Annotated in this window: 13 protein-coding genes and 2 pseudogenes; 4 read left to right on the forward strand and 11 right to left on the reverse strand. The window is 71.1% G+C overall.

Features of this window, described 5'->3' with window-relative positions; all coding sequences use genetic code 11:
• From rapZ to MMF93_RS07640, 4 genes are all read right to left on the reverse strand, one after another.
• On the reverse strand, positions 1 to 945 hold the full coding sequence (gene rapZ / locus MMF93_RS07625) for an RNase adapter RapZ (RefSeq protein ID WP_242750343.1): 945 nt from the start codon (positions 943 to 945) through the stop codon (positions 1 to 3).
• Between the two features lie 129 nt (positions 946 to 1,074).
• Positions 1,075 to 3,192 carry an excinuclease ABC subunit UvrC gene (gene uvrC / locus MMF93_RS07630; RefSeq protein WP_242750345.1) on the reverse strand — a complete coding sequence of 706 codons (2,118 nt, stop codon included), beginning with the start codon at positions 3,190 to 3,192 and terminating at the stop codon, positions 1,075 to 1,077.
• A 124-nt stretch (positions 3,193 to 3,316) separates the two neighbouring features.
• Positions 3,317 to 3,973, reverse strand: a complete 657-nt coding sequence (locus tag MMF93_RS07635) for an MBL fold metallo-hydrolase (protein WP_242750347.1) — start codon at positions 3,971 to 3,973, stop codon at positions 3,317 to 3,319.
• Between the two features lie 10 nt (positions 3,974 to 3,983).
• Complete coding sequence (locus tag MMF93_RS07640; RefSeq protein WP_242750349.1) at positions 3,984 to 4,685, reverse strand: maleylpyruvate isomerase family mycothiol-dependent enzyme; 702 nt, start codon at positions 4,683 to 4,685, stop codon at positions 3,984 to 3,986.
• 207 nt (positions 4,686 to 4,892) lie between these two features.
• On the opposite strand from MMF93_RS07640, the gene uvrA reads away from it, so the two are divergent.
• The gene (uvrA, locus tag MMF93_RS07645) at positions 4,893 to 7,952 is read left to right on the forward strand and encodes an excinuclease ABC subunit UvrA (RefSeq protein WP_242750351.1); all 3,060 of its coding nucleotides are present in this window, start codon (positions 4,893 to 4,895) and stop codon (positions 7,950 to 7,952) included.
• Positions 7,953 to 8,454: 502 nt separating this feature from the next.
• Here uvrA and MMF93_RS07650 read toward each other — a convergent pair.
• The 3 genes and pseudogenes from MMF93_RS07650 to MMF93_RS07660 all read right to left on the reverse strand — a co-directional run.
• Positions 8,455 to 9,249: an AraC family transcriptional regulator gene (locus MMF93_RS07650; RefSeq protein WP_242750353.1), complete on the reverse strand. Its 795-nt coding sequence runs from the start codon at positions 9,247 to 9,249 to the stop codon at positions 8,455 to 8,457.
• 114 nt (positions 9,250 to 9,363) lie between these two features.
• Positions 9,364 to 10,191 (reverse strand): alpha/beta fold hydrolase, encoded by an 828-nt coding sequence (locus tag MMF93_RS07655; RefSeq protein WP_242750355.1) that lies wholly within the window; start codon positions 10,189 to 10,191, stop codon positions 9,364 to 9,366.
• 174 nt (positions 10,192 to 10,365) lie between these two features.
• Positions 10,366 to 11,241 (reverse strand): annotated as a pseudogene (locus MMF93_RS07660) (RNA-guided endonuclease InsQ/TnpB family protein); the annotation flags it as partial.
• Between MMF93_RS07660 and tnpA the strand changes: the two are divergent.
• A pseudogene (gene tnpA, locus MMF93_RS33660) lies at positions 11,242 to 11,522 on the forward strand (IS200/IS605 family transposase); the annotation flags it as partial.
• Positions 11,523 to 11,626: 104 nt separating this feature from the next.
• Positions 11,627 to 12,061 carry a Rieske (2Fe-2S) protein gene (locus tag MMF93_RS07670; protein WP_242750359.1) on the forward strand — a complete coding sequence of 145 codons (435 nt, stop codon included), beginning with the start codon at positions 11,627 to 11,629 and terminating at the stop codon, positions 12,059 to 12,061.
• A gap of 3 nt (positions 12,062 to 12,064) precedes the next feature.
• Here the strand turns inward: MMF93_RS07670 and MMF93_RS07675 are convergent, their stop codons facing one another.
• Complete coding sequence (locus tag MMF93_RS07675; protein WP_274709433.1) at positions 12,065 to 13,594, reverse strand: sugar porter family MFS transporter; 1,530 nt, start codon at positions 13,592 to 13,594, stop codon at positions 12,065 to 12,067.
• 615 nt (positions 13,595 to 14,209) lie between these two features.
• Between MMF93_RS07675 and MMF93_RS07680 the strand changes: the two genes are divergently transcribed.
• Positions 14,210 to 17,476: a phosphodiester glycosidase family protein gene (locus MMF93_RS07680; RefSeq protein ID WP_242750363.1), complete on the forward strand. Its 3,267-nt coding sequence runs from the start codon at positions 14,210 to 14,212 to the stop codon at positions 17,474 to 17,476.
• Between the two features lie 102 nt (positions 17,477 to 17,578).
• Here MMF93_RS07680 and MMF93_RS07685 read toward each other — a convergent pair whose 3' ends face one another.
• From MMF93_RS07685 to MMF93_RS07695, 3 genes are all read right to left on the reverse strand, one after another.
• Complete coding sequence (locus MMF93_RS07685) at positions 17,579 to 18,616, reverse strand: TerC family protein (protein WP_242757346.1); 1,038 nt, start codon at positions 18,614 to 18,616, stop codon at positions 17,579 to 17,581.
• 261 nt (positions 18,617 to 18,877) lie between these two features.
• Positions 18,878 to 20,905 (reverse strand): TerD family protein, encoded by a 2,028-nt coding sequence (locus MMF93_RS07690; protein ID WP_242750366.1) that lies wholly within the window; start codon positions 20,903 to 20,905, stop codon positions 18,878 to 18,880.
• 55 nt (positions 20,906 to 20,960) lie between these two features.
• Entirely contained in the window at positions 20,961 to 21,539 is a 579-nt protein-coding gene (locus MMF93_RS07695) for a TerD family protein (protein WP_114017043.1), read from the reverse strand.
• Between the last annotated feature and the right edge of the window lie 33 nt (positions 21,540 to 21,572).

Raw genomic sequence — 21,572 nt, forward strand, 5'->3', positions numbered from 1 at the left:
TCACTCACGCCCCATGTCACGGTGGACGACCACCGTCTCCACGCCGCCGTCGGAGAGCCTGCGTGCCAGCTTCTCGGACATGGCGACGCTGCGGTGCTTGCCGCCGGTGCACCCGACGGCGACGGTCACGTACCGCTTGCCCTCCCTGCGGTAGCCGGCGGCGATCAGTTGCAGCAGCTCCGTGTAGCGGTCAAGGAACTCCTTGGCGCCCGGCTGGTTGAAGACGTAGCTGGAGACCTCCTCGCTGGTGCCGGTGTAGGGGCGCAGCTCGGGGACCCAGTGCGGGTTGGGCAAAAAGCGGCAGTCGACGACGAGGTCGGCGTCCACGGGCAGGCCGTACTTGTAGCCGAACGACATGACGGTGGCCCGCAGCTCGGGCTCCTCCTCGCCCGCGAACTGGGCGTCCAGCTTGGCGCGCAGCTCGTGCACGTTCAGGCTGGAGGTGTCGATCACCAGGTCGGCGTCTCCGCGCAGCTCGCGCAGCAGATCGCGCTCGGCGGCGATGCCGTCCACGATGCGCCCGTCGCCCTGCAGCGGGTGCGGGCGGCGCACGGACTCGAAGCGGCGGACCAGGGCCTCGTCCGAGGCCTCCAGGTAGACGATGCGGCGGGCGACGTTGTAGGTCGCCAGGTCGGCGAGCGAGCCCTTGAGGTTGTCGAAGAAGTTACGGCCGCGTACGTCCACGACGACGGCGATCCTGGCCACGTTCCCCTGCGACCTGGCGCCCAGCTCGACCATCGTCGGGATCAGCTCGGGCGGCAGGTTGTCGACGACGAACCAGCCCAGGTCCTCCAGGCACTTGGCCGCGGTGCTGCGGCCCGCGCCCGACATGCCCGAGATGATCACCAACTCCGGGATCGTCGCACCCGCCGCCTCCTCCGGCTGCGCCGGCTTGAGCGTACTCACCACTGCTCCGTCTCCGCGCTGCTCACGTGCCGCGCTCATGCTGTCATCCCCCGAAATGTCGATCTTCGTACGGTGCGGCGTCGCCGATGTCACCGACCCCACGGGTCCCACCGGTTCCGCCAACCGTCCGGCCCCGTCCGCACGCACGTCGATCCCGGCGCCGGTCACTCACTCCTCTTCAACGATCTCACCGGTCGCGGTATTCACCACCGGGCCCGCGGGCGCGCCCTGGGCGAGCGCCGCGGCGACCGTCTCGGCCGTCTTGCGGCCGATGCCCGGCACCTGGGAGATCTCCTCCACGCGGGCCGCGCGCAGCTTCTTGACCGAGCCGAAGTGCTTGAGCAGCGCCTTCTTCCGGGTCTCCCCCAGCCCCTGGACGGCGTCCAGCGGGCTGCTGCGGAGCCGCTTGCCGCGCTTGCCCCGCTGATAGCGGATCGCGAAGCGGTGGGCCTCGTCCCGCACCCGCTGGAGCAGGTAGAGCCCCTCGCTGGAGCGGGGCAGCACCACCGGGTCGCTGTCGCCGGGGAGCCACACCTCCTCCAGCCGCTTGGCCAGCCCGCAGACCGCCACGTCGTCGATGCCCAGCTCCTCCAGCGCCGCCTTCGCCGCCGCGACCTGCGGCTGGCCGCCGTCGACGACCACGAGCTGCGGCGGGTACGCGAACCTCTTGGGGCGGCCCTCCTCGTCCCTGACGGCTCCCTGGGCGGGCTGCCCGGGGGCGGACTCTGGCGACGGCTCCTGAGAGGGCCCGGGCACGGACTCGGGTACGGGTGCGGCTTCGGGCCGCGGGAGCGGGGAGTCCCCCTCGGGGCCCGCCTCCAGCTCGCCGCCCAGCTCCTCCTCGGGCCACTCCCCGGTCTTCTGCTTCTCGACCAGGTAGCGGCGGAACCGGCGGCTGATCACCTCGTGCATGGCCCGCACGTCGTCCTGTCCCGCGAAGGACTTGATCTGGAAGCGGCGGTACTCGCTCTTGCGGGCGAGGCCGTCCTCGAAGACGACCATGGAGGCCACCACGTCGTCGCCCTGGAGGTGCGAGATGTCGAAGCACTCGATGCGCAGCGGCGCCGACTCCAGCTCCAGCGCGTCGGCGATCTCCTCCAGCGCGCGCGAGCGGGTGGTCAGGTCGGAGGCCCGCTTGGTCTTGTGCAGCACGAGAGCGTGCTCGGCGTTGCGCTTGACCGTCTCCATCAGGGCCCGCTTGTCGCCGCGCTGCGGGATGCGCAGGCTCACCTGGGCGCCCCTGCGTCCTGTCAGCCACTGCGCTATCGGCTCCGCGGGCTCCGGCAACGCCGGAACCAGCACCTCCTTGGGGACGCCTCCGCTGCCGCCGCCCTCGGACGCGTCGCCCTGCTCCGCGCCGTACAGCTGCTGGAGCGCGTGCTCGACCAGCTCGGGGGTGCCGACCGCCTCCACCTTGTCGGTGACCCAGCCGCGCTGGCCGCGCACCCGGCCGCCGCGCACGTGGAAGATCTGGAGGGCGGCCTCCAGCTCGTCCTCCGCCACGGCGATCAGGTCGGCGTCGGTGGCGTCGGTGAGCACCACCGCGTTCTTCTCCATGGCGCGCTTGAGAGCGTCGATGTCATCGCGCAGCCGGGCGGCCCGCTCGTACTCCATCTCCTCGGCCGCCTCCTGCATCCCGCGCTCCAGGCGGCGCAGGTAGGAACCGGTGTGGCCCGCCATGAAGTCGCAGAACTCCTCGGCGAGTTCGCGGTGCTCCTCCGGTGAGACGCGGCCGACGCACGGGGCCGAACACTTGCCGATGTAGCCCAGCAGACAGGGCCGGCCGATCTGCGCCGAGCGCTTGAAGACCCCCGCCGAGCAGGTGCGCACGGGGAAGACGCGCAGCATCAGATCGACCGTCTCGCGGATCGCCCAGGCCTGGCCGTAGGGGCCGAAGTAGCGCACGCCCTTCTTCTTGGGGCCGCGCATCACCTGGACGCGGGGGAACTGCTCGTTCATCGTCACCGCGAGGGACGGATAGCTCTTGTCGTCGCGGTACTTGACGTTGAAGCGGGGTGCGAACTCCTGGATCCAGGTGTATTCGAGCTGGAGCGCCTCCACCTCGGTGCCCACCACCGTCCACTCCACGGAGGCGGCCGTCGTCACCATCGTGCGGGTGCGCGGGTGGAGGCCCGCGAGGTCCTGGAAGTAGTTGTTCAGCCGCTGGCGGAGGCTCTTGGCCTTGCCGACGTAGATCACCCTGCGGTGTTCGTCACGGAAGCGGTAGACCCCGGGCGAGTCGGGGATCTCTCCCGGTTTCGGGCGGTAGGTGGAGGGGTCTGCCATACGTCACACCCTACTGGGGAGGGGTGACAGCGATCGTCGGGCGCGCGTCCCGCGGCCGCACGCCCGACGGGCGGGTCGCGCGGCGGCCGCGGGACGCGTGAAGACGCCGTCGCCGGTCGCTCGCCTACCAGCCCCGCTCGCGCCACTCCCCCAGCCGCGGGCGCTCGGCGCCGAGGGTGGTGTCGCCGCCGTGGCCCGGGTAGACCCAGGTCTCGTCGGGGAGTTGGCCGAAGAGCTTGTGCTCGACGTCGTCGAGGAGGCGGACGAAGTTCGCGGCGTCTCCGAAGGTGTTGCCCACCCCGCCGGGGAAGAGGCAGTCGCCGGTGAACAGGTGCGGATGGCCGTGCGGGTCGTCGTAGACCAGCGCGATCGAGCCCGGAGTGTGCCCGACCAGGTGCCGCGCCGTCAGCTCCACCTCGCCGACGCGCAGGGTGTCCCCGTCCTCGACGGGGACGTCGGTGGGCACGGGGATGGACTCGGCGTCGTACCGTCCCGCGTACGTGCGCGCACCGGTGGCGTCCACCACCTCGGCGAGCGCCTGCCAGTGGTCGCCGTGCCGGTGGGTGGTCACGACGGAGGCGATGCCGTCGCCTCCGATGAGCTCCATGAGGGTGCCCGCGTCGTTGGCGGCGTCGATCAGCAGCTGCTGTCCTGTGGCCCGGCAGCGCAGCAGGTAGGCGTTGTTGTCCATGGGGCCGACGGCGACCTTGGAGATCATCAGGTCCCGCAGCTCGTGCACGTCCGCGGGGCCGCCGACCTGGACCGTTCCGGTGTAGGGCATGGCTCTCACCCTAAAGGGACGGCAGGGCCGGCAGAGGGCCCCTCGCCGAGAGGCCGCTGCCGGTCGTCCGGCCCGTGAGCCAGCCCACCAGCGCCACGGAGCTGCCCACCACCACCAGCGGCCCCTCGGGGCCCTCCGCCTTCGCGCCGGTGCGCCAGGTCCTGCCGTCCTCCGCGCGCAGTTCCAGCGCGACGGGGATGTCGGGGTGCTCGAGGAAGCGGCGCGCCATGGTGGTCAGCTCCCGGTCCACGAAGGTGCCGGGGAGGTCCTCGATCGTGTAGCCGATGCCGAGGTCGACGTGGTGCAGCTCGACCTCGATCCAGCGGCGGAAGGGGAGGGAGGAGGCGAGATCGGTCACACCGTTGCGGAGGGCGACGGTGCGGTTCCAGTCCTCGTCGCCGAGCGCGGCGAAGGCGCTCTCCAGACGGGACGAGGCGGCGCGCACGTCGTCGACGAGCTCGTCGAGGGAGCGGCGCGCGCCCTCCTCGATGTCGGCGTCGCGGGCTTCGGCGCTGGCGTACATCGGCTCGCCCGCGAGCACGTTGACGAGGGCGTCGGCGTTGCGGGCGAGGTGGGCGAGCACGTGGGCGCGGGTCCAGCCCGGGAGCTGGGAGGGCTCGGTGACCTCGGGGGGATCCAGCTTGACGGTGGCGCTCAGCAGCTGCCCGGTCGCGGTCCGTACGAGTTCGGCGTCGTGCGCAGGCGTGGTCATGATCCAAAGCTAGTGCGACCACTCGTTCGTGTGGAAGACGGCACGGAGGTGGCGAGGCCGCCCGCAATTCGAATGAACGTGCTATATGGTCGAGCGAGGCTCCCGCACCCGAAGCGCACGACACTCCGGGCGGCGCCGTCCTACTCTTGGTCGGGGACCCCCGCTCCGCTGCGGGCCCCCCTTCCCACATGAAAGGTGCCAACAGGCGTGGCCGACCGTCTTCTCGTCCGTGGCGCTCGCGAGCACAACCTGCAGAACGTCTCGATAGACCTCCCCCGTGACTCGCTCATCGTCTTCACGGGACTGTCGGGCTCGGGGAAGTCCTCGCTCGCCTTCGACACCATCTTCGCCGAGGGCCAGCGGCGTTACGTGGAGTCGCTGTCCGCCTACGCCCGGCAGTTCCTCGGGCAGATGGACAAACCCGACGTCGACTTCATCGAGGGGCTCTCCCCCGCGGTCTCCATCGACCAGAAGTCGACCTCGCGCAACCCCCGCTCGACCGTGGGCACCATCACGGAGGTCTACGACTACCTCCGCCTGCTCTACGCCCGGATCGGCAAGCCCCACTGCCCCGTCTGCGGCCGTCCCATCGCCCGCCAGTCGCCGCAGGCCATCGTCGACAAGGTGCTCGACCTGGAGGAGGGCAGCCGCTTCCAGGTGCTCTCCCCGCTGGTGCGCGAGCGCAAGGGCGAGTTCGTGGACCTCTTCAACGAGCTCCAGACCAAGGGCTACAGCCGCGCCCGCGTCGACGGCGAGACGATCCAGCTCTCCGAGCCGCCCAAGCTCAAGAAGCAGGAGAAGCACACGATCGAGGTGGTCGTGGACCGCCTCACCGTCAAGGCCACCGCCAAGCGCCGGCTGACCGACTCGGTCGAGACCGCGCTCGGGCTCTCCGGCGGCATGGTCATCCTCGACTTCGTCGACCTGGAGCCGGACGACCCGCAGCGTGAGCGGATGTACTCCGAGCACCTGTACTGCCCCTACGACGACCTGTCGTTCGAGGAACTGGAGCCGCGCTCCTTCTCCTTCAACTCCCCCTTCGGCGCCTGCCAGGAGTGCACCGGCATCGGCACCCGGATGGAGGTCGACCCCGAGCTGATCGTCCCCGACGAGGACAAGTCGCTGGACGAAGGCGCCCTGCACCCCTGGTCGCACGGGCACACCCGGGAGTACTTCGGGCGGCTGATCGGCGCACTGGCCGACGCACTCGGCTTCCGTACGGACATCCCCTGGGCGGGCCTGCCCGCGCGCGCCAAGAAGGCGCTGCTGTACGGCCACAGGACACAGGTCGAGGTCCGCTACCGCAACAGGTACGGACGCGAGCGCGCCTACACCACCGCCTTCGAGGGCGTCGTCCCCTTCGTCAAGCGGCGGCACTCCGAGGCCGAGACCGACAGCAGCAGGGAACGCTTCGAGGGCTACATGCGCGAAGTGAACTGCCCCGCCTGCGAGGGCACCCGGCTCAAGCCGCTCATCCTGGCGGTCACCCTGCAGGGCAAGTCCATCGCGGAGGTCTCCGCGATGTCGATCACCGAGTGCGCCGACTTCCTGCGCGAGATGACGCTCTCGGGCCGCGACAAGAAGATCGCCGAGCGGGTGCTCAAGGAGGTCAACGAGCGGCTGCGCTTCCTCGTCGACGTCGGCCTCGACTACCTCACCCTCAACCGCGCCGCCGGCACGCTGTCCGGCGGCGAGGCCCAGCGCATCCGGCTGGCCACCCAGATCGGCTCGGGACTCGTCGGCGTGCTCTACGTGCTGGACGAGCCGTCCATCGGCCTCCACCAGCGCGACAACCACCGCCTGATCGAGACCCTGGTACGCCTGCGCGACCTGGGCAACACGCTGATCGTCGTCGAACACGACGAGGACACCATCAAGGCCTCCGACTGGGTCGTGGACATCGGCCCCGGCGCGGGCGAGCACGGCGGCAAGGTCGTCCACAGCGGCCCGTTGAAGGAGCTGCTGGACAACGAGGAGTCCCTCACCGGCGAGTACCTCTCCGGCCGCCGGGAGATCCCCACCCCGCAGGTCCGCCGCCCCATCGACCCCGCACGGCAGCTGACGGTGCGCGGCGCGCGGGAGAACAACCTGCGCGACGTCGACGTCTCCTTCCCGCTGGGCGTCTTCACCGCCGTCACAGGGGTGTCAGGCTCCGGAAAGTCGACGCTGGTCAACGACATCCTCTACACCCACCTCGCCCGTGAACTGCACGGCGCCCGCACGGTGCCGGGCCGCCACACGCGCGTCGAGGGCGACGACCTGGTCGACAAGGTCGTCCACGTCGACCAGTCCCCCATCGGCCGCACCCCGCGCTCCAACCCGGCCACCTACACCGGGGTGTTCGACCACGTACGCAAGCTGTTCGCCGAGACGACGGAGGCGAAGGTCCGCGGCTACCAGCAGGGCCGCTTCTCCTTCAACGTCAAGGGCGGCCGCTGCGAGAACTGCGCGGGCGACGGCACCATCAAGATCGAGATGAACTTCCTGCCCGACGTGTACGTGCCCTGCGAGGTCTGCCACGGCGCGCGCTACAACAGGGAGACCCTGGAGGTCCACTACAAGGGGAAGAACATCGCCGAGGTCCTGGACATGCCGATCGAGCAGGCCCTGGACTTCTTCGAGGCGGTCCCCGGCATCGCGCGGCACCTGAGGACGCTCAACGACGTCGGACTCGGATACGTCAGGCTCGGACAGTCCGCGCCCACTCTTTCGGGTGGTGAGGCGCAGCGGGTGAAGCTCGCGAGCGAGCTCCAGCGGCGCTCCACCGGCCGGACCGTCTACGTCCTGGACGAGCCGACGACCGGTCTCCACTTCGAGGACATCAGGAAACTGATCAGCGTGCTGGAAGGCCTGGTCGACAAGGGCAACTCCGTCATGGTCATCGAGCACAACCTCGACGTGATCAAGACGGCCGACTGGGTCGTGGACCTGGGCCCCGAGGGCGGCAACGGCGGCGGCATGGTCGTCGCCGAAGGAACACCCGAACAGGTCGCGGCCGAGCCCGCCAGCCACACCGGCAAGTTCCTGCGGGACATGCTCGGAGAACGCGTCAGCGACGCGTCGCCGGCCCTGCCGGCGACGCGCAAGAAGAGGGCCGCAGCCTCCGGCGGGAAGGCCTCCGCCGGCAAGGCTTCTGCCGGGAAGGCTTCTGCGGGGAAGGCTTCTGCCGGGAAGAAGACGGCAGCGGCGAAGGGGACCGCCAAGAAGACCGCTGCGGCCGCGAAGACGTCAGCGGGCACGAAGGCAGCGGCGGCGCGCAAGCGCTGACGGGGCAGGGCACAGCCCGGCCCCGTCAGCTCGGGCCCTGCCCGCCTGCGCAGCCACCCGACCGGTCCGGGCCCCGCCCCGGCCCGGACCGGTCGGACCCTTGGTGGGCCGGACCCGCCCCACCGGTCCGGGCCCCGGGCCGAGCCCGCGACCGGGCCGGTCCGGGCCTGAGTGGACCGCCCCCCCCAAGCCGAGCCTGACACCAGAGCCGACCAGCGGGCCGGGGCCGGGGCCGGGCCAGTGCCAGGTTCGCGCCAGTACGGACCCGGGCCCGGGTGGGGCCGGCGCCCGGGCCGATCCGGGTGGGGGACTGCGCCCGTGCCCGGGTCAGTACGGGGCCCGGGCCCTGGGATGCCGTGGCCGACGTTCGGTTGGGTACGGCGGGCACCGGGGCGACGTCCGAGGTCAGGCCGACTTCCCGGCGTATCGCGTCCCCATGGGGCACCCTCATAGGGCGCCTCCGCGCAGCCTCAGGGCACGCGTGCGGCGGTTCGTCTCGGATTCAGTGCCGCTGCGGCTTCGAGGTGGGCGGTGGGGAAGCGGGCCACGCGACGTCGTCGATTGCGAGCCAGGGCGCGGTGGCCACGGCCGCGGGCGTGAGCCCGGTGAACTCCCTGATCTCCCGGTGGAGATGCGGCTGGTCGGCGTAGCCGCTCTCGGTGGCGACACCGACCGCGGTGCGGCCCGCCGCGAGGAGGTGTGCGGCGTGGTCGAAGCGCACCAGTCGGGCGGCGCGTTTGGGCGCGATGCCGAGCTGGGAGCGGAAGCGGGCCGACAGGCGTTTGCGGCTCCAGCCGACCTCGTCCGCCAGGCTGCCGACGCGCACTCTCCCCCGGCTGCCGAGCGTCCGCCGCCAGGCGTGGGCCACCTCCCGGTCGACCGGCGGGCGGGTGTCCAGCCGTGTGGGCCCTGTCATCCTTCGGAGAAGGATGTTCCGCGCTGCCGCGAACCGTTCGTCCCACGATCCGGCGGCGCGCAGGCGCTCCTCTGCCTGCGCGGCGTCGCGGCCCCATACGTCCTGCAATGACACCGCTTCCCCTCTCAGGTTGGCCTGCTCCCCGAGCAGAGCAGCCGCCGCGACCGGCTCCAGTCTGATCTGCAGGACCTCCCCCACCTGGCCACTCGCCCGGAAGTCGCCGGGGAGGAGTCCGACGGCGACGCTGCCGCGTCCGTACCGGCCACCGGCGTCGTGGGCGAGGTCCGCTCCGTCGCTCAGGTCGAAGAGCAGGGTGACGGAGGGGTGCGCGATCATGGCGATGTCCGTGGGTGCGGGAACACGGGGGCGGAAACCGGCCATGCTGACTCCCGGCAGCCGACGTGGCGGAGGGGGGACGGCAACGTCCCACAACGTCCAGTCGAGCGTCCCGGTGGGTGCCCCGGCTGGTGGCACGGTCCGCAGCATGGGACGAACCTAGGGCAGGACGGGCGGGGTGTCAGCGTCCGCCGCCGTGAAATCGAGCAGCAGTTCGCTGGTCGCCTCGGGCGCTTCCAGCAGCGGCACGTGTCCGACACCGGGCAGCAGCTCGACCCGGGTGCCGGGCACCGTGTCGTACTGGTGTGCCGATGACGGCTCCCACCGCGGGTCCGCGGCGCCGAAGATCACCAGTGTGGGCACGTCGAGTGCGGCGAGACGCTCGGGCACGCTCCGCTCGGCGAGGTACGCGGTGTTCCGGCTCGCGATCTTCCGGAAGGCCCGGTAGGTGATGCTCCCCGCCCCCGCGACCATCTCGTCGGGGATGTCCACCGGACGCGCGGTCGTGGCTCTGATCCCCTTGCGGATCCACGCGTTTGAGCGCACCGACCACAGCAGCGGCCCGAGCGGCGGGCCCAGCAACGCCCGGAGAACGGCCGGCTGCGGCAGGAGCGCGTCGGGACTCGGACCTGTACTGATCAGCGTGAGCGACCCCACCAGGTCAGGGCGCTGCTCGGCGAGCGCCGTGATGACGTAGCCGCCGCTGGAGTGCCCGGCCGCGGCGACGTGACACAGGCCGAGGCCGTCGAGCATCTCCGCCACCCGCGCGGCTTGCACGGGCACGTCGTAGGACGGCGCGGGCGGGGACTGGCCGCAGCCGGGGAGGTCGACGCGGACGACATGACGGCGGTCGGTCAGTGCGGGGAGCATCGGGCCCCACGTGTCGCCCGAGGCCCCCGAGCCGTGGACGAGCAACAGGGGCGGCGCCTCCCGCGCGCCGTCGTGGACCACGTGCATCCCGTGCGCCTGCTCAACGTATCCGCTCATGCCGCTCATGATGGGGAGGCCGCTGACCGCCTGTCTTGTACGAATGTCGCCGTGGAGCCCGCACCCGAGCGAGCGGCGGGCGCGCCGCGTGCCCGCCTCGGGCGACCGCGTGCCCGCTTCGGGCCGGTGTCCGGAATCGGAACGGACAGAAGAGGACTTGAAATCCTCGCCCGCCTAAAGGAGGGCGATTCCCGCCTGGCTGCCGGGGGTGCGGCTGGCCTTCGGGTGGGTTCCTGCTTCTTTGCGCTGTGCGGGCACGGGTGTCCGTCTTATCTGCGCTCGACAGGCTGTAACCGCAAGACCTGCGGCTTTGGCGACGTTGACCGCCGCGTTGATGTCCCGGTCGAGGACGGCCCCGCAGTTCTCGCACGTCCACTCCCGGACTTGGAGGGGCTTGGGGCCATCCTTGATGCCGCACTGTGAGCACACCTGTGAGGTCGGCTCGAACCGGCCGATCCTCACGAGGGTGCGCCCGTACCGGGCGGCCTTGTATCCGAGCATGGACACGAACTGCGACCATCCGGCGTCGTGCACGGACTTGGCCATGCGTGTGCGGGCGAGTCCCTTGACCCCCAGATCTTCCACCGCAATCGCTTGATTCTCGCGAATGATCTTGGTGGAGAGCTGGTGGTGGAACTCGCGCCGCGCATCGGCGACCTGCGCGTGAGCGCGGGCGGCCTTAAGCCGGGCCTTGCCTCGGTTGTTCGACCCCTTGGCCTTCCGGCTCAGGGACCGCTGTGCGCGCTTGAGTTTCTTCTCGGCCCGGCGCAGGAAACGCGGGGAATCGATCTTCGTGCCGTCCGAGAGGATCGCGAAGTGGGACAGGCCCAGGTCGATGCCGACCTCGGGCGTGGTTGGCGGCAAGACCTCTTCCGGCCCGGTCTCCACGATGAAGCTCGCGAAGTACCGTCCGGCCGCATCCTTGATCACGGTCACCGTGGACGGAACCGAGGGCAGGGAGCGGGACCACTTCACGCTCACGTCGCCGATCTTCGGCAGGCGCAGCTTTCCGCCGGAGGTGATCTTCCATCCGGCGTTGGCAGTGAACCGACGCGCTGTGAAGAGATCATGCGGGAGGTCTGCGCCGACTTCACCGAGTTGAAGCAGTTCACCTGCTCGTGCACTATCCGCCCAAAGTCCAGCTCTCCAAGCTGGCCAACTCCCCCGAGGGCATATCCGCCCGGCTGCTGCGCAAGGATTATGACGCCCACGTGCGCCGATACCTGCGGGGTGGTCACTTCTGATCCGGTTCCTACTTCGCCAGAAGCTGCGGGGCGCCCCTGACCGTCGTACGCCAGTACATCGAGAACCAGAAGCGCCCCACGAGCTGAGGACAACACCGCGGCCCCGTGCCCACGGCGCGGGTCAAAGCAGGTCTGAGATGGCCTTCACCCCCGCCCTGAAGAGCGGAGCACTGGCCGAGGCCAAAGGTAGAGTGCAGCGCGTGACGACGAGCAAGGAATCACCGGCCACGCGCCGCACCGTGCTGTGCGGCGCCGCACTGGCAGCGCTGGGACTGACGGCCGCCGCGTGCGGCGGGTCCGACTCCGACGATGCGGAGAGCCCCGACAAGCCCGTCGACCTGGGCGAGGCCAAGGCCGTGCCCGTGGGCGGTGCCAAGCTGTACCCCGAGCAGAAGCTGCTGGTCTCCCAGCCCGAGAAGGGCGACTTCAAGGGGTTCAGCGCCGTGTGCACCCACCAGGGCAGTCTGCTGGGCGAGGTCGACGGGGAGGTCGCCGTCTGCCCGCTGCACGGGAGCCGGTTCCACGTCGACACGGGCAAGGTCGCTCACGGCCCGGCCACCAAGGCGCTGCCCTCGGTGCCGGTGAAGGTGCGGGACGGCAAGCTGGTGGCGGGCCCGGAGAACTGACGTTCAGGGGCGTGGCCGTTCGCCCGAGGTGGCGATGCCCGTGCCCAGCGCGGCGGTGCTGCCACCCGGGCTGAGCCCTCTCCCTTCGGGTGAACCGGCCGGCGCCTCGTCCGGCCAGCGGCCGCCGTTCTGCCAGTAACCGCGGATCCCCTCCAGCTGCCGGCCCTTGGTCTCCGGTGCCATCCGGGCCATGAAGGCCAGCGCGAGCAGCACCAGGACGGCGAACCCCCCGAAGGCCCAGGTCGCGCCGAGCTCCTCAAGCACTGAGGGGAAGAACTGGGCGACCAGGAAGTTCGCCGCGAGGTCGGCTGTGAGCATCACGGAGGCGCCCAGCGAGCGCAGCCGCGCGGGGAACGCCTCGGACGCGTACACCCAGATGAGGGAGCCGAAGCCGAAGTTGAAGGCGGCGGTGAACAGCGCGAGGGCACCGAAGCCGATCCAGATGCCGGCGCCGCTGAGGGAGTGGGTGCCGAAGACCACGGCCAGCACCACGAGGGTGGCCAGCATGGTGCCGATCCCGGAGAGCAGGACGACACGGCGGCCGACCCTGTCGACGACGAAGAGGGCGAGCACGGTGGCGGCCAGGGAGATCAGCTCGACGATCGCCGGCAGCAGGAAGTTCTGCCCGTCGCCGTGGAAGCCGAGGGTTTCGAAGATCTGGGGGCTGTAGTAGGTCACGGCGTTGATGCCGGTGATCTGGCAGAAGAAGCCCATGCCGAGCACGAAGACGGTCGCCCGGAGGAAGGGCCGGCGGACCATACGGGCGAGGGAGCCGCCGCGGCCGCCGCGCTCGGCGTCCAGCTCGCGCTGGATGGCGGCGCTCTCGGCGACCGGGTCCACGTCCGGATCGGTCGTGGCCATCACGCGGGCCGCCTCGTCCACCCGGCCTTTGAGGAGGTACCAGCGTGGGCTGTCGGGAAGCCGCAGCAGCGGGATGATGACGAGCGCCGAGGGGATCGCAGCCAGTCCGAGCATGATCCGCCAGTGTCCGCCGCCCGAGAGCCCCCAGTTGACGAAGTAGGTCAGGGTGATGCCGGCGACGCAGGCGACCTGGTAACCGGCGACGGCCGCGCCCCGCAGCCGGGCCGGCGTGGATTCGGCGATGAACAGCGGCGCGGCCACGATGGAGATTCCGATCGTGACGCCGAGCAGGAAGCGCACCAGGTCGAGGACGACCACGGTGGGCGAGAGCGCGGAGAGCGCCGAGAAGACGGCGTACGCGGCGGCGACGATCACCATCGTGGGCTTGCGGCCGAGCGCGTCGGACAGGCGGCCTGCGATCAGGGCACCCAGGATGTTGCCGAGCACCAGGATGCTGTTGACGAACCCGGACTCGCTCGCGTTCAGCCCGAAGTCCTTGCTCAGGAAGACCAGGGCGCCGGAGATGGACCCGGTGTCGTAGCCGTAGACGACGCCGACGACGGCGCCGGTCGCCACGATCAGGCGGCCCGTGCGGTAGGTGGGTGAGGGTGGCGGTTGGGCGGTGCTCGGTGGTGCCATGGTGCGGTCCTTCGGCGGTGTCTGAGAGACCAAACGGCATGCGACGCGGTGCGTGTTCCTGCAAGGTTTCCGCTGGTTTCACGCAGTTGTCAACGGCCATCGGCCCCGACCTGCGGAATCCTGAGCGAAAATAGCTCTTTCGAGTCATAATTGCGCATCGAGGCGGGGCGGTTCGAGCACAACGCCGTCGTTTCCCCGGCCGTCACGTCGCGTGTGCCTCCAGCGGGGCGATGTTTCCCCCGACTTCCCTCCCGCCCTCTGGTGTAGACCGGTCCGTCTTGGGACCCTGTGCCGCACTGTGCGCAGAAAGTGCCGAGAAAACCGTTGTTTGTGGGGGACGTTGTGAGACGAGTCCACGCACGCGCAAGCAGGTCCACGACACGCACACGACGCGCCCGGGGCATCCGGGGCTCGACCACCGGGAGCGCGAGCGCCCGAAGACGCCGAGGCCGTCTGAGGGCGGCACTGCCCGCGGCAGTGGCCGTCTCAGCCTTGCTGACGGGCCTGCTGCCCGCCGGGGCGGCACTGGCGAGGACACCGCAGACGCCCGCAGGCCCGACGCCCCGCAGCGCCGTACTTCCGACCGCCGCCCATGGCACCGACAGCACGAGGAGCGCAGACGGCGCTGGCGACTCGTCGGGGCACGGCATGGAGCTGTCCCGTACGACCCGCCCCCTCGCTCCCGGCGCCGAGCTCACCTCTTTCTCCCGGTTGGAGCCGGACAAGTGGCTGCGGGCCGACGCGCTCTCCGTTGACCTGGGCAGTGGCGGCCAGGGCGCCGGTGTGGACTACCTGTCCACGGGCAAGGTCTCCGACCGCCGGACCGTCGGCGAACTCGCGAAGGCACACGATCCAGGCAAGGGCCGCCGGACGGTGGCCGCGATCAACGCCGACTTCTTCGACATCAACGAGACGGGCGCCCCCCTCGGCCCCGGCATCCGTGACGGCGATCCGACCCACTCCCCCGCCCCCGGCACGTCGGAGGCGGTCGGCGTCGGGCCCGGGGCAGCGGGCCGCATCCTGGACCTGTACTTCGAGGGCACCGTCACCCTTCCGGGTGGTACCGCACCGCTCGCCGGCCGGGACGCGGCGAACGTGTCCGAGGACGGTATCGGCCTGTACGACACACACTGGGGGGAGGCCGACCGGGCGCTGACGGTCGATCAGGAACCCGAGGTGACAGAGGTGACCGTCGAGGACGGCAGGGTCACCTCCGTTGCGCAGAAGCCCGGAAAGGGGGACATCCCGCAGGGGGTGACCGTCCTCCTCGGCAGGGGCGACGGCGCCGAACGGCTGGCTGCGCTGAGCACGGGCGATCCCGTCACGGTGGAATACCACGTGCGTACGGCCGACGGTTCGTCCCTGCCACGGACGGCGGTGGGCGGACGAGGGCTGCTGGTCGTGGACGGGAAACCACAGGACTGGGAGGGCAGGCCGAACAACACGGCGGCGCCGCGCACCGCGGTCGGATTCTCCAGGGACGGAAGCACCATGCACGTCTTGACGGTGGACGGCCGTCAACAGGCCTCCGGTGGCGTGACGCTGACCGAGCTGGGCCAAATGATGAAGAAGTTGGGCGCCTACAACGCCCTCAACCTCGACGGCGGCGGCTCTTCCACACTGCTGGCCCGGGAGCCGGGTGCGCACGCGCTCCAGCTGGAGAACGCGCCGTCGGACGGGGAGGAGCGCGAGGTGCCCAACGGACTGGCGTTGACCGCCCCCGCCGGCTCAGGGCGGCTGGCCGGCTTCTGGGTGGAGACCGCCATCGACCCTGACGAGGCGCCGACGGCCGACACCGTGCCGGGCGGTCATCCGGATCGGGTCTTTCCCGGTCTGACCCGGCGGCTGAGCGCCGCCGGATACGACGAGACGTACGGCCCCGCCACCGGCTCACCCCGGCCCGCCTGGCACGCGTCGCGGCCCGGCGTGGGGCGGGTCGACGCGCGAGGCGTCTTCCACGCACGCCGGGACGGCAGCACAGCGGTCACCGCGCGGCGGGGCACGGCGAAGGGGTCGACGAAGCTGCGCGTGCTCGGGGAGCTGGACCGCGTCCAGCCCACCACCGACCGGGTCGGACTGGCCGACAGTCAGGCGACGGCCTCCTTCGGGCTGGTCGGCTACGACGCGGACGGCAACAGTGCCCCCGTCGAACCCGCCGACGCAGAGCTGTCGTACGACCGTTCGCTCTTCTCGATCGCCCCGGACGAGGACGCCACGACCGGTGCGTTCACCGTGAAGGCACGGGGCGGGCAGGAATCGGCGTCGGGAACCGTGACGGTCACGGTCGGCGGACACACGACCCGCCTGGCCGTCACCGTGGGACTCCGCGAACAGAAAGTCGCCGACTTCGAGGACGCTTCCGCGTGGACGTTCAGCGCGGCCCGCGCGGAGGGCTCCGTGGCTCCCGAACCGTCGGGCAAGGAGGGGGGCGGACTGAAGCTGAGCTACGACTTCACCGGGTCGACGGCCACGCGTGCCGCCTACGCCAACCCGCCCGCCGACCGCGCGGTACCCGGCCAGCCGCGCGGCTTCACCCTGTGGATCAAGGGGGACGGCTCCGGTGCCTGGCCCTCCCTCCATCTCAAGGACGCCGCGGGCACCGACCAGGTGCTGCGCGGCCCGCTGGTGGACTGGCGGGGCTGGCGTCAGGTCACCTTCGACGTACCCGAAGGGGTGGCGTACCCGCTGAAGCTGCACCGCTTCTACCTGGCCGAGACCCGGCCGACGGCCCAGTACAAGAGCGAGGTGGTGCTGGACGAGCTGGTGGCCCGCACCCCGCCGGACGTGGATCTGCCGTCCGTCGCGCGCCCGCACGATCCGTTGATCTCCACCGCCTCGGATGTGGCCGGGCGGGACTGGCGGTTCGCGGTGATGTCCGACGCTCAGTTCGTGGCGCGCGACCCGGACAGTGAGGCGGTGCGGCAGGCCCGGCGCACGCTGCGGGAGATCCGTGCGGCACGGCCCGACTTCGTCGTCGTCAACGGTGACCTGGTGGACGAGGGGTCGCCGGAGGACCTGCGGTTCGCCCGCAGGCTGCTGGAGGAGGAGCTGGGCGACGCCGTCGACTGGTACTACGTGCCGGGGAACCACGAGGTGATGGGTGGATCGATCGACAACTTCGTCGAGGAGTTCGGCCCGGCACAGCGCACGTTCGACCACAAGGGGACGCGGTTCATCACCCTCGACACCTCCTCGCTGACGGTGCGGGGCGGCGGATACGCGCAGTTCCGCGCGGTGCGGCGGCAGTTGGACGACGCCGCGCGGGATCGCGGCGTCACCTCGGTCGCCGTCATCCAGCACGTGCCGCCGCGCGACCCGACACCGCAGAAGGCCAGTCGGCTCACCGACCGGATGGAGGCCGATCTGCTGGAGGACTGGCTCGCCGACTTCCGTGCCCGCTCGGGCAAGGGCGCGGTGCTGGTGGCGGGGCATGTCGGGGCCTTCGACGCCTCCCGGGTGGACGGTGTGCCCTATCTCGTGAACGGAAACGCCGGTAAGGCGCCCGCGGCGGCGCCGGACGCGGGCGGGTTCACCGGCTGGTCGCTGCTGGGCGTCGACAGGGGGCGTCCCGGGCGGGACGGCGACTGGATCGCGGCCCAGACCCGCGCCCACGTGGACGGGCTGACGCTCGAGGCACCGGCACGGCTCGCGGTGGGTGGCGAGGCGACGGCGTCGGCCACCGTCGAGCAGGGCAGCGGACCGGTCACGCGCCGGGTCCCCGTCGGCTGGCCGGTGAGCGCGGACTGGCCGGGGTCGCCGGGACTGTGCGTGAAGGGGCACGTGCCCCGGGGGCGCTGCGTGGCCTCCTACGACCCCCGCAGCGGCGCCCTGACCGGGAAGAGGCCCGGAACGGTCACTCTTTCGGTGCTCGTGAACGGAGAGCGCGCCGCGCGGAAGGTGACCGTCACCCGCTGAGCGACCACCGGACCGCCGTACGCAGCTCACCGAACCGCTGAACAACTCCCGGCCCCGCCCCCTACCGGAAGGAGTGACGGGGCGGAGCCGGGAGGTCGGTTGTCAGGAGTCGACGTCGGCCCTGTGCTCGGCGTCGGCGTCCTGCCCCTTCCTGGTGGAGCGAGCGCCGTCCCCCTCGGCGGCGTCCTCGACCTGTGCCTGCTTCCTGGAGGCCATCAGTGAGGTGATGGTGGTGACGATCAGCACGGCGCAGATGACGCCCAGCGACACCGGAATGCTGATCTCCGGGACGTGCACCCCGGACTCGTGAAGGGCGTGCAGCACCAGCTTGACGCCGATGAAGCCGAGGATCACCGAGAGCCCGTAGGAGAGGTGGACCAGCTTCTTCAGCAGCCCCCCGATGAGGAAGTACAGCTGGCGCAGCCCCATCAGGGCGAACGCGTTGGCGGTGAAGACGATGTACGGGTCCTGGGTGAGACCGAAGATCGCCGGGATGGAGTCCAGCGCGAAGAGCACATCCGTCGTGCCGATCGCGAGCATCACGATCAGCATCGGCGTCATCAGCCGCTTGCCGTTCTCGACGATCGTCAGCTTGGTGCCGTGGTACTTGTCCGTGGAGGGGAAGCGGCGCTCGACGGCCTTGAGCAGCCGGTTCTCCTCGAACTCCTCGTCCTCCTCATCGGAGCGGGCCTCCTGGATGAGCTTCCAGGCCGTCCAGATCAGGAACGCGCCGAAGATGAAGAAGACCCAGGAGAAGGTCGAGATGATGGCCGCACCGGCCGCGATGAAGATGCCGCGCAGCACCAGCGCGATCAGGACACCCACCATCAGCACCCGCTGTTGGTAGATCGTCGGCACCGCGAACTTCGCCATGATCAGGACGAAGACGAAGAGGTTGTCGACGCTGAGGGACTTCTCCGTGATGAATCCGGCGAAGAACTCGCCCGAGGCCTGGCCTCCGCCGAACAGGAAGACGCCGAGTCCGAAGAGCGCGGCGAGGACGATCCAGACCGTGGTCCAGATCCCGGCTTCCTTGAGGGAGACCTCGTGCGGCTTGCGGCCGCCTATGAAGAAGTCGACGGCGATGAGGGCGCACAACCCCACGATGGTCAGCACCCAAGTAGTCATGGATACGTCCATGAAAATTTCCTCCGGCTTGCATTCGAGCATGGGCCGGAGGTCTCTTCCACCCGGGACCGCGCCCACAGCGACCGGGCCAGCGCCCCGGGACCGTCCCTGACCGGCCCGTACTGACGGGGTCGCCGCGTGGCTGGGAATACTCCCCTCCGTTGCAAGAAAGAGTAAAGCAATCCCATGAAAAGGTAAAGCCCTGGGTCGTGAGGGCCCGCCCGGGCCGCCGGCGAAACGGTCCGGGGACCGGAACGAACACGAGCGGAGTGCTCAGGCCCCCGTGGACCGGCGAGCCGCCACGACGCGGCGCAGCACCTGGGCGAGGACCTGGCTGCCGCTCGGCACCACCGGCGGCTCGTACGTCCACGCGTGGCCCACCCACGGGTCGGCGAGGTGGTCGTCCGGCACCGGGGTCAGCCGCAGCAGCGACCGCCACAGCGGGTCGAGCACGGGGCCGTAACCGCGTGCCTCGTCCCGGTCGGCGACCATCATCAGGCCCACGCCGACCGAGGGGCCCTCGTCCGCGAGGTAGCGCAGCTGGTTGACGGCGCGGTCGTCGAAGCCGTGCGGGAAGTCGTGGACGACCAGCAGCTGGTCCGCCAGGTCCAGATCCGGTGGAAGCGCGTCGGTGGCTTTGCTGCGTACGGCCATCTGCACCAGATCCACCCGCTGGGTCAGCCGCTCCAGCGTGCGTGCCACTCCGGAGGCGCCCGCGGCCGGCGGATTGCGCAGCGCGCCCGATTCGACCAACGGGAGCAGCGCGGTGGCCGCCGCACCCGCCGGATCGATGACGTGGAGCGTCAGCTGGTCGGCCGGGTGGACGGCGACGAAGTGGGCCGCCAGCACCGTGGCCGTCCGCGCCGCCAGGCGCCGCAGCTCGTCCTGGTCCGCCGGCCCCGCCTCGCTCCCGCGCGGCCGGCCGCTGTCGATCCACAGCCCGCGCTCCAGCGGCAGCCGCACCAGCAGCGGGATGCGCAGCCCGGCGCTCTCGGCCAGGCTCAGATCGCCCACGCGCAGGGAGATCGGCCGCTCGGCCGGCGGCTCGTACGCCTGCCAGACGGGGTTGTCCCAGCGGGCCAGCGCGGGCGGCAGCGCGGGCTCGACCACCTCGGCCTCCGCCTCCAGCTGGGAAATGTCCCGCTCCAGCACAGCACGGGCCTGCTCGACGAGTGCGCCGTGCTTGGCACGCGCCTCGGTGCGGGCCGCGTCGGCGGCGGGGCTGACACGGGCGCGGGGATCGCCGAGCACCCCTTCGAGCTCGCGCTCCATCCGGGTGTCGGCGAAGTCGACGGCGGAGCGGTAGGCCGCGACCGTGCGGGCCAGGTCCTCGAACATGCCCCACACCTGGTTGTGGAGGCGCTCCTCCATCGACCATCCGGGCGCGTCACCCGCGACGGGCCCCGCGTCCTGTCCTGGCCCGCCCTGCGGAGCCGCGGTGGGCTGCGGCCCCGCGGCCGGGACCGCCGGTTGCGGGGACGGCTGCGGCCGGGCGGGTGGTGTGGCGGCCGCCCGTCGCGGATGCCGGTAGTCGATGGGGCCGCCGCCCGCCTCCGGGGCTCCGTCCCGGGTGCCTCCGCCCGCTACGGGGGCCCCGCCCCGGGCAGACTCCGACGGCTGGTCCGCGGTGGCGGCGGGCTGCTCGCCGAGGGGGAGGCCCGTGCCCGCGGCCCCTACGGCGTCGGCGCTCTCGGCACCCACGGACTCGGGGCGACGGGAAGACTGCTGCGGCGGCGCCACGGAGCGGGCCATTCCGGCGGCCACGGCCTCGTCGATGGTGCCGGCGAGGCCGCGCGCGTCGGACAAGCCCTGGTCGGCGAGCATCGCGGCGAGACCGTCCGCATACCCCTGGCCGACCGCCCGCACCTTCCACGTGCCTGCCCGCAGATACAGCTCCAGAGCGACCACGGCCGATTCGGCGGACAGCCCCGTCACCTCGTATCCCGCGATCTCCTGGCCGTCCAGGCCCGTCACCGCGAAGCAGGGGGCGGCCAGCCCGGCGAACCGGCCAGGCCCGCCCGTGCGGGCCGGCAGGGCCAGCAGGATGTTGACCCGGTGGACGGCCTCGGGCACGGCCGCCAGGTCGACGGCGAGCCGGTGGACGGCCGCGGCCTGCCGGGAGACCTCGACACCCGGCAGGTGCGGCTCGGCCGGATGGGCGATCCATCCGGCGTCGCGCATCCGGCCGTGCTCGTCGTTGAACGTCGCCCCGGCGATGACGGGCGTGTCCGCCGTCACCCGGATCTCCAACCGGTTTCCGGGCAGCGGATGGTTCTGCCCCCGGACCAGCTCCGCCGTCATCCTTGCGCCTCTCCCCCAGTGGCTCGTCACACCCGCGACAGGACCGAACCCGCGCTCACAGCTTCGGCAGGATCGCCGGCATCAGGTCCTGGAACGTGCGGCCGTTGGCCGGGTCGCCGAGGGCGGTCATCTGCCAGCCGTTGCCCTGACGGTGCACCTTCGCCATGATCTGCGCGGTGTACTGGCCACCGCCGGTGAGGGTGTAGCGGGCCATCTCCTGGCCGGTGGTCTCGTCGATGAGACGGCAGAACGCGTTCTCCACCTCGGCGAATGTCTGGCCCGTGAAGGAGTTGACCGTGAAGACGATCTGATCGATGTGGACCGGAACGCGCTGGAGATCCACCATGATCGCCTCGTCGTCGCCGCCCTGGCCCGCGCCGCCCACCAGGTTGTCACCGGTGTGCTTGACCGAGCCGTCGTCGCTGACCAGGTGACGGAAGAAGACCACGTCGACGGGCTGCTTGTCGGCGAACAGCACCGCCGAGGCGTCGAGGTCGATCTCCTTGGTGCGCTTGCCGAACAGCCCCCGGCGCTGCGCGGCCTGCCAGCCCAGCCCCATGCGCACCGCGGTGAGCGTGCCCCCGTCGCTCTTCTGCAGGCTGATCGCCTGGCCCTTGGACAAGTTGACCGTCACGTGCGTCCCCTCTCTGACCTGTGAACAGGGGCC

Source organism: Streptomyces tubbatahanensis, from assembly GCF_022699385.1.
GTDB classification, from domain to species: Bacteria; Actinomycetota; Actinomycetes; order Streptomycetales; family Streptomycetaceae; genus Streptomyces; species Streptomyces diacarni.

Excerpts from the sequence above, each read along its gene's own strand:
- rapZ (WP_242750343.1), bottom strand. The coding sequence starts at position 945 with ATGAGCGCGGCACGTGAGCAGCGCGGAGACGGAGCAGTGGTGAGTACG.
- MMF93_RS07635 (WP_242750347.1), bottom strand. The coding sequence starts at position 3,973 with ATGCCCTACACCGGAACGGTCCAGGTCGGCGGCCCCGCGGACGTGCAC.
- MMF93_RS07680 (WP_242750363.1), top strand. The coding sequence starts at position 14,210 with ATGGAGCTGTCCCGTACGACCCGCCCCCTCGCTCCCGGCGCCGAGCTC.
- MMF93_RS07640 (WP_242750349.1), bottom strand. The coding sequence starts at position 4,685 with ATGACCACGCCTGCGCACGACGCCGAACTCGTACGGACCGCGACCGGG.
- MMF93_RS07690 (WP_242750366.1), bottom strand. The coding sequence starts at position 20,905 with ATGACGGCGGAGCTGGTCCGGGGGCAGAACCATCCGCTGCCCGGAAAC.
- uvrC (WP_242750345.1), bottom strand. The coding sequence starts at position 3,192 with ATGGCAGACCCCTCCACCTACCGCCCGAAACCGGGAGAGATCCCCGAC.
- MMF93_RS07650 (WP_242750353.1), bottom strand. The coding sequence starts at position 9,249 with ATGGCCGGTTTCCGCCCCCGTGTTCCCGCACCCACGGACATCGCCATG.
- MMF93_RS07655 (WP_242750355.1), bottom strand. The coding sequence starts at position 10,191 with ATGAGCGGATACGTTGAGCAGGCGCACGGGATGCACGTGGTCCACGAC.
- MMF93_RS07685 (WP_242757346.1), bottom strand. The coding sequence starts at position 18,616 with ATGGACGTATCCATGACTACTTGGGTGCTGACCATCGTGGGGTTGTGC.